Raw genomic sequence first — 8,284 nt, forward strand, 5'->3', positions numbered from 1 at the left:
ACCGGCCTACTCGATCCCTGCAGGGGTCGAACTGGAGCCGTTCGACTACTCGACGAGCAGCCTGCCGCTCACTCGGTCGACGAGTGCTCCAGCTGGCGCAGCGCCGCAGCGACCTCCCCGCGACTGGTGATCCCCAGCTTCCGGTACAGCCGGTACGTGTGGCCCTCGACCGTGCGCAGAGCAACTCCCAGCTCCTCGCCGATCTCGGCGTTCGACATCCCGGTGATGATCAGGCGGCTGATCTGCCGCTCACGCGCCGTCAAGCCGTCTCCTGCTCGCACCTGGCCGCTGTTGCTGTCCCCAGGCCGGAACGACCGCGCCAGTTCTCGACACTTCGCCGCGACATCGGGCATCGACTGCCCATGCTCTTGTACGAATTCGTTCATGGCGGAGGCGTCGCGGTCGCGCAGTGCCGGGCCGAGAGCGCCGAGGAGCCGGAGCTCGTAATCGGTGCCCTGCTTCGCCAACCAGCACATCGCGGCCGGATCCATCTCGTCGAAATGGCGGAAGCGGAGGAACCTGATCAAGGCGGCGATCCCGTAGGCTCCAGCGGCCATCGCTTCGTCGAGCAGCTCCTGCAGCTGCCCCTGGTACAGAGGATCGCCGGTTCGCATCCACCTCGCGACGAGGGCATGGACGAGGCCCCGCTTGTACTCGATGTAGGGCCTGGTGTGGGAGAGCTGAGAGAAACGCGAATGACAGTCGTCGGCGGCGTCGACCTCGCCCCGGAGCATCGATACGTGTTCCAACGTGCCCAGAGCAGCGGCCAGCAGCGGTACCTGATTCCAGTAGGCCAGGCCCTCCACTCCCGCCCGCAGCGCCCGCGCCGCCTCGGGCAGCCTCCCCTCCAGCAGATGGATCTGTGCCCACAGAATGTCGCTGGGCCCGCTTCTGGCCGCGAGGTAGGCGATGTCGTGGGTGGGCAGGGAGAGGAGGCGCTGCTTCGCCTCTTTGAGCTCACCCTGCTGGATGAGGATCCGCACCTGCATCATCTTGAGCAGGAGCATTCCCGTTCCCAACGACTGATACGTCCTGCGGGTGTGCGCCAGCATGGCGAACGCTTCATGCCCACGTCCCGCATCGAGCAGTTCGGAGGCATGGCCGACCGCGACGAGGACCCGGAACGTCTCCGGAAGGGTCCGATCGAGTACTTGCTCGGGGCTGACCGGCAAGGCTGCCGGCCGACCCTGGTGGAAGAGCATGTCGATCCGTTCGAGCAGCACCGCCGCACGTTCATGGTCGAGCTCTCCTCCCGGGCAGCCCGGACGAGCCTCTCGGCCGCCCTCGCCCCGGAGTCGCTTCAGAGCCCGGGTGAATGCGTCGTATTCGATCGCGGGCGAGCGCCGTTCGAAGTCATGATGGAACCACACCACCATCGAGTCGACGATCACGGAGGGGCAGCAGGACTTCTCGAGACACTGTGCCAGCACGTCGAGGCCGAGAGGGATCTTGCCGGAGTCGCAGTAGAGGCGTGCCAGGTCGAAGAGCTCGTGGGCCGCCATCCGATCGGTGGGCACCTGGGTGAGCAGTCGCAGCGCCCTGTGCCACTCCCCGTGACGGATCGCGATCCTGGCTGCATCGATGAGGTCCTGCTCATCGAACTCAGCACCACAGCCCAGCCCCCATTCGGCCCGGAGGATGCGAGCACGCTCCGAGGGCGCGTCCGGGTAGGCCGACACCATCTCGAACTTCTCGCGACTGCGCCCGATGGGCACGGTGTACCTGATCGTCTCGGAGGCGTGGTTCTCCACGGCGACATAGGCGCGGACGCCCTGATCCCGGTGCTCGATCCGCAGCTCGCCGATGGCCACCAGCGCATCCGCTGCCGATCCCAGACCCGTGCTGAGCATCAGCTCGACCTCGATCTCCCCGGCCAGGACGACGAGTTCCAACGCCTCCCTCTCCGACTGCGAATACTGCGTGAGGTCGGCGCGGGTGAAATCGCGCGCCCGGTCGTCGTAGTCGATGTCAGCCCCATCGAGCAGCCAGACGCCGTGACGAAGGAGGAACCGGTTCTTCCGTCGCGTGTACCTCAGGAGTTCGAGCAGCTTGCCGGGATTGCGGCCCGAGTGGAAGGCGACGATGTCGATGGCCCCCTGCGAGGCGATGCCGCCGAGGAAGTCCTCCATCAGCTCCCGGAACGCCTCATGCGGCAGCACGTCGAGGACGAGATGATCGAGGACTCGTTCGTCGACGAGATCAGCGAAGGGCAGATTCTCGTTCCGGGTCGCTCTCCGCGCGGTCGCGAGGATCCTGATCGCCCGGTCATTGGCCAGCTGGGACAGCACGCGGACGCTGTGTTCGTCGAGGTGCTGAACATCGTCGACGAACACGACGGGAGCAGTGTCCTCGGCCGTCAATGCGGCCACGACCCGCGGCAGCACCGTCTCGGGGTCTCTGTCGAGGTCGACGACCAGACCGAACACGCCGAACGGAGCCGAGGACAGAACGGAATCGGCGCGCAGCCACAGCTCACGATCGCCTCGGCGGCGGTGGATCTCTCTGCTCAGCAGGCTCTTGCCGATGCCGATCTCGCCTTCGATGAGGATCCCCGAGCAGTACGAGGAGTCGAGGGCTTCCTCGATCCTCTGCAGCTCATCCGCACGGCCGAAGACCGCTGGCGAATCGTCGAGCAGCGGCTCGGCCGTCATCTCCGCCTCCAGGTCCGCACGACGTCCCGCAGCTCCTGACGGCTGCCCACGTGCAGTCGCCGATAGATCCGACTCAGGTGCCATTCGACGGTGCGGGGTGACAGATGCAGCTCCGCGCCCAGCTGGGCACTGCTCGTTCCGGCCATGACGCCGTCGACGAGCTGCCGCTCGACTTCGGTGAGCACATCAGGCAGCCGGGCACCGGGCGTGTTGTAGCGCATGGTGCGCAGGCTGGTCTCCATCAGGATCCGGGCCTCCTTCACACCCTTGGCATCCTGGTGCTCCATCGCCCGCGCGCGGGCGAGCTTGGCGATGTCCGAGCACATGAGCACCGCGCCGAACGCCAAAGCCTCCCGGGCCGCCTCGATGAGCGCCGCGTGGTCGCCGCCGGCGAAGGCGGTCGCGACGGCGTGCGCAAGGCGGCCCACCGCACCGTCCACCTGCGCTGCCACTGCCGGCAGAGCCTCGACGGCACCGGCATGGCCGTACCGAGCCGCATCGATCCACGCGTATGCGGTCAGTGTGTGGGCTCCCGCCTCCTCGGTCCGGAGTCCGAGTTCCCAGAGTCCCTCCGCAGCCTCCTCGGCGCTGGTGAGAGCGCGCGTCTGGAGCTCGAAGAGGCGGCCCTCGATGCCCTCCCACCAGGTGTAGGCGCCGAATCCGCTGTCGGGCGGAGGCGGAGGGGGCGGCTGCGGCAGCGACGAGGACACGATGCGACCGAGCAGCGCCTCGGCCAGGAGCCTGGCCAGATGGGCGAGCCGTATCGGATCCACCATCTCGAGCATCTTCGAGTCGCGCCGCTGGCGCTCGAAGATCTGGTGGGCGCGGGCGACATGGCCGGTGCGGATGTCGATGAGCGCGGCGGTGACCTCCGCGAGCTGAGGCGAGGTCTCCATCCAGCGCAGAGATCGGCGGGCCTCCTCCCAGTCCCCGGCGATGTACCGGCCGAGGAAGAACTGCGGCACAGCATCCTCGATCTCGAAACTCGTCATTCCGGGCAGTTCGAACATCACCTCCGCCTGGGCCAGGTATTCGAGCCCGATTCCGATCCGCCCGCACATCACCTCGGCGACTCCGAGCAGGGCGCACGCCCGCAGCCGATGCCGAGTCGCACACGCTCGATCGCGGTAGACCCGTTCGGCCAGGTCCCGACCGGCGACGATCCGTCCGCCCTTGAGGTCGAAGCGAGCACGCGTGACGTCGAGCCTGCCCCGTTCCGCCGCCGAGGTCAGCCGTTCACGCACCCAGATCGACCCCAGCTTCTCGGGCTCGCGCGGATCCGTCAACCGCAGCTCGATGCACGCCAACCGCGACAGCTCGGTCTCTGACGCCTCCTCCTCCGGAGCGGTCCCGACGAGGTGATCGATGATCTTCTTCGCTCCGGCGAAATCACCCCGTCCGCGCTCAGCACGAGCGAGCTCGAGCTTGATCCTTCGATCCAACCGCGTCGCGTTGCGCAGAATCCCAGCAGCCTCGGCGTACATCCAGGCCGAGTTCGCCCACGATCCCGCGGCGAGCACTCGCTCGGCCGGGAGCTTGATGCCCAGCGACTGACCCCAGGCCACGAGTCCGAACAGAGCCCGCCCCTCCACCGCCTCGATGTCGACGACACGGACGACGTCCTTCCACAGCTGCAGGGCCTGGGCGGGCCGCAGTTCCGCTCTCAGCGTCTGTGCGACGACAGGTTCGGCCACGGTCACCGCGGGATGCCGCTCCCTGGTCATCGCGATGATCCCGTGCTCGGTGAGGGCGTCGAGGTCTCCGGGCTCGCTGAGCCTCACGAGCGAATCGTAGGGCAGGGCTCCGACGACGGCGATCATCTCGAGGAGCCGGTGATGGCGGGGATCGATCGACCAGAGCACCCGCTCCTGGGCACCCAGCTTCGTCCGACCCGCGAGGAGGTCCTTGAGCATCTGGGGGTTGCCTCGTGTCATGCGATGGAGCTCGGCTATGGTGCGCGGGCTCGCCTCTGGGTCCGCGTCGCGCATCAGGGCGGCTGCGGACTCCTTGTCGATGCCGGTCAGATCGATGCGCTTCATGAGACCGGCCATCCACAGACCGGCGAGAAGGTCGAGCGGCGGACGGATCGACTCCATCGCCGCCAGGATACGGATTCTTCCGGATTCAGCCAGATGCGACAGGACCGAGAGCGAATGCGGATCGACCCGGCCGGCGTTGTCCACCACGGCGACCGGCACGCCGCCTTCTGCGCGAGCCTCCATGGTCCGGGCGATCACGGACAGTGCGGTGCCCGGCGACAGGTCGCCGGCGGATCCGCTGCGCGACAGGAAGATCTCGAAGATGCCCAGGTTGCGATTCGCCAGCTGTGAAGAGCCCCGGAAGCGGAAGATCGGCGTCCTCGGGTCGAGCCCGGACAGAGCTGCGTGCATCACCGTCGTCTTCCCCGTCCCGGCCGCACCGACGACGACTGCCCCGCTGCTCTCAGAGCAGGTCAGGGCCGCAGTGGTGGCGGAGATCTCGGCGACGTAGCCGTAGATGCTCTGCTTCTGCGGTCGTGTTGCGATCATGACGGGATCTTGCTCCTGCTCTGGCCATCGTGCGCGCAGGTTCCGGCGCGCGGAAGCCCACCGAAAAACGCGAACTCTTCGGTGAGCCCCGGATGGCCCCATCCTAATCCCGCAGCGGGAGTCCGAGACCGGAACTTGAGGAACGCATCCCTTCGACCCTGCGATCGTTACCCGGTCGACACCAAAATGTGACCGAGCAGGTGCGCGCATTGCGTTTGTGACCGAGGACACTGGACAGTAACATGTCGAACAGGACTTAATGAACGATCAATCAGGAGTTTTCATGGACACCCTTCTGAGCGCGCAGGAGCGCGATTTCGCGCGGCAGATGCGCCAGTTCTACCGCACCGAGATCCCGGAGTCTCTGCGATTCAAGGTCGCCACCGGACAGGAACTCAGCAAGGACGACATGGTCACTTCGCAGAGGATTCTCAATCGGCACGGCTGCGCGGTGCCCCACTGGCCGGAGGAATGGGGCGGTCAGGACTGGACTGCCGTCCAGCGTCACATCTGGCTCGAGGAGATGCAGCTGGCCTGTGTGCCCCAACCGCTGCCCTTCAACACTTCGATGGTCGGCCCCGTCATCGCGGCCTTCGGCTCGCAGTCGCTCAAGGAGCGCTTCCTGCCGGACACGGCCAACCTCGACATCTGGTGGTCCCAGGGCTTCTCCGAGCCCAACGCCGGTTCCGACCTCGCCTCGCTGAAGACCTCCGCGGTGCGCGACGGCGAGACGTACATCGTCAACGGGCAGAAGACGTGGACGACCCTCGGCCAGTACGGGGACTGGATCTTCACCCTGGTGCGCACCGATCCGAGCGTGAAGAAGCAGGCCGGCATCTCCTTCCTGCTCATCGACATGAAGTCATCGGGCGTCACGGTTCGCCCCATCCAGCTCATCGACGGTGGGCACGAGGTCAACGAAGTGTTCTTCGACAACGTCGTGGTGCCCGTCGGCAACCGCGTCGGTGAGGAGAACAAGGGCTGGACCTATGCGAAGTTCCTCCTCGGCAACGAGCGCACCGGAATCGCCCGGATCGGGATGTCGAAGGTCAACCTCGCCCGCGCCAAGGCATACGCGGCGGTGACGAAGACGGCCCGCGGCACCCTCCTCGACGATCCTCTGTTCTCGGCCCGGCTGACGAAACTCGAAGCCGAGCTCACGGCACTCGAGATGACGCAGCTGCGGATCCTGTCCACCCAGGCAGCCGGTGCGGACGCACCCGACCCTCGCTCATCCGTGCTCAAGCTCAAAGGGTCCCAGCTGCAGGAGGACATCAGCGAACTCCTCGTCGACGTCCTCGGACCTCAGGGCCTCGACTTCGTGGCCGATCGGGTGCAGGCCGAGGGCTTCAGCGATCTCCCCCTCGGCGCGGTCGATGCCCTCCCGGCCTACTTCAACACCCGCAAAGTCACCATCTACGGCGGTTCGTCAGAGGTGCAGCGCGGCATCATCTCCAAGGCATTGCTCGGTCTCTGAAGGCGGATCTGCGCCCGCAGCGCAGACGGCGGATGCGGGCGCGGCAGCACTTCGACTTCAGGGACGAGAAGAGAAGGACGGAAATGGATCTCGAACTCAGTGACATTCAGCAGGAGCTCGGCAGCAGCCTGGCCAAATACCTCCGCAGCGAGTACGACCAGTCGGTGCGTGAAGCCATCCTCGGCAGCGAGGAGGGCATCTCCCGCGAGCAGTGGAAGAGCTTCGCGGAGATGGGCCTGCTCGGGCTCGCCGTGCCGGAGAGCTATGGAGGTGCGGGTATGACCTTCGCCGAGGTGGCCGTCGTGATGGAGGCATTCGGCCGCGCTCTGGTCCTCGAGCCGTATCTGGCCACGGCGGTGCTCGGTGCGAACGCGGTGGTCGCCGCGGGCACCGAGGAGCAGAAGCAGGCGATCCTGCCGGGTGTGTGCGAGGGCAGCGTCTTCCTCGCGTTCGCCGGCTACGAAGCGGGACAGCGCTACTCCCTCGACTCCCCCGCAACGACCGCCACGACCGCCACGGCGAGTCAGGGGCTCGCGACCGACGGCACGACCGCCTCGGCGGGGGATGCATCCGTGACCCTGCACGGGGAGAAGTGCAGCGTCCTCGGCGGTGACGTCGCCGATCAGTTCATCGTCACTGCCGTCGAGGACGGCGAGCTCGGACTGTTCCTCGTCGACGCCTCGGCGCGAGGAGTCAGCCGCATCGCGCACCGGCAGGCCGATGGGCTGGGGACTGCGAGCGTGCTCTTCGAGGACGCCCCGGCCCAGCGCCTCGACTCGGCCCCCGCCGCCGAGGTGGTCGCCGAGGTTCTCGACACCGCGAACGCGGCGATCATGGCCGAGGCCGTCGGGGCGATGGAGACGTCGCTGAAGATGACGGCAGACTACCTGCGGACCCGCGAGCAGTTCGGCGCCCCTATCGGCACCAATCAGGCGCTGCAGCACCGAGCCGCGGACATGTACGCGTCCCTCGAGGATGCCCGCAGCATGGCACTGTTCGCCCGCCTGGCCGTCACCGCCGAATCAGAGGGCGCGGAGAAGGACCGCCATCGCGATGTCGTCGCCGCGAAGATCGTCGTCGACGGGACGGCACGCCACATCAGCCAGGAGTCGATCCAGATGCACGGCGGCATCGGCATGACGATGGAGTACCCCATCGGGCACTACGCCAAGCGTCTGACGGTCATCTCCCGGACCTTCGACGACGCTGACTCGCTGACCGCAGAGCTCGCGCAGCTGGGTGGACTCATCGAGCCCCACGCCGCCGATCTGAACTGAGCTCCGCGGGCCACGGCGCCCGACGAGCGGCCCACTTTGCGAGAACACCGAGCGGCCCACTTTGCGAGAACACCGAGCGGCCCACTTTCCATCGAGAGGTCCGGTTGCAGCCCGGTCTCTCGATGGAAAGTGGGCCGCTCGGTGATGTGGTCCAAGCGCACACGGTCGCATTCGCCGTGGTCGGCTCATTTTCGCCGTGTTCGCCTCAGTCCACGCTCTGGCCGTAGACGTGGCGGCGCACCCAGGAGTGCATGGTGATGGCCGCGGCGGCTGCGGCATTCATCGACCGCGTAGAACCGAACTGGGCGATCGACAGCACAGCCGTGCTCGCCCGGTGGGCCTCCTCGCTCA

The 8,284-nt window shown here is 67.0% G+C and carries 4 protein-coding genes and 1 pseudogene; 2 read left to right on the plus strand and 3 right to left on the minus strand.

The window, feature by feature from the left end; translation table 11 throughout:
• Positions 1–68: 68 nt before the first annotated feature.
• Both RIT73_RS14225 and RIT73_RS14230 read right to left on the minus strand, forming a co-directional pair.
• Entirely contained in the window at positions 69–2,651 is a 2,583-nt protein-coding gene (locus RIT73_RS14225) for a LuxR C-terminal-related transcriptional regulator (protein ID WP_309132749.1), read from the minus strand.
• Positions 2,648–5,179 carry a LuxR C-terminal-related transcriptional regulator gene (locus RIT73_RS14230; RefSeq protein ID WP_309132750.1) on the minus strand — a complete coding sequence of 844 codons (2,532 nt, stop codon included), beginning with the start codon at positions 5,177–5,179 and terminating at the stop codon, positions 2,648–2,650. The genes RIT73_RS14225 and RIT73_RS14230 overlap by 4 nt, the downstream gene beginning before the upstream one ends.
• A 283-nt stretch (positions 5,180–5,462) precedes the next feature.
• On the opposite strand from RIT73_RS14230, the gene RIT73_RS14235 reads away from it, so the two are divergent.
• Positions 5,463–6,656: an acyl-CoA dehydrogenase family protein gene (locus tag RIT73_RS14235; protein ID WP_309132751.1), complete on the plus strand. Its 1,194-nt coding sequence runs from the start codon at positions 5,463–5,465 to the stop codon at positions 6,654–6,656.
• Positions 6,657–6,739: 83 nt separating this feature from the next.
• Positions 6,740–7,933, plus strand: coding sequence for an acyl-CoA dehydrogenase family protein (locus tag RIT73_RS14240; RefSeq protein ID WP_309132752.1), 1,194 nt, complete (start codon positions 6,740–6,742; stop codon positions 7,931–7,933).
• A 205-nt stretch (positions 7,934–8,138) separates the two neighbouring features.
• Here the strand turns inward: RIT73_RS14240 and RIT73_RS14245 are convergent.
• Positions 8,139–8,284: pseudogene (locus RIT73_RS14245) on the minus strand (rRNA methyltransferase); the annotation flags it as partial.

This window comes from Brevibacterium sp. (assembly GCF_031179145.1).
Classification (GTDB): Bacteria; Actinomycetota; Actinomycetes; order Actinomycetales; family Brevibacteriaceae; genus Brevibacterium.

Coding starts and splice junctions, on each gene's coding strand:
- RIT73_RS14240 (WP_309132752.1), top strand. CDS start 6,740: ATGGATCTCGAACTCAGTGACATTCAGCAGGAGCTCGGCAGCAGCCTG.
- RIT73_RS14225 (WP_309132749.1), bottom strand. CDS start 2,651: ATGACGGCCGAGCCGCTGCTCGACGATTCGCCAGCGGTCTTCGGCCGT.
- RIT73_RS14230 (WP_309132750.1), bottom strand. CDS start 5,179: ATGATCGCAACACGACCGCAGAAGCAGAGCATCTACGGCTACGTCGCC.
- RIT73_RS14235 (WP_309132751.1), top strand. CDS start 5,463: ATGGACACCCTTCTGAGCGCGCAGGAGCGCGATTTCGCGCGGCAGATG.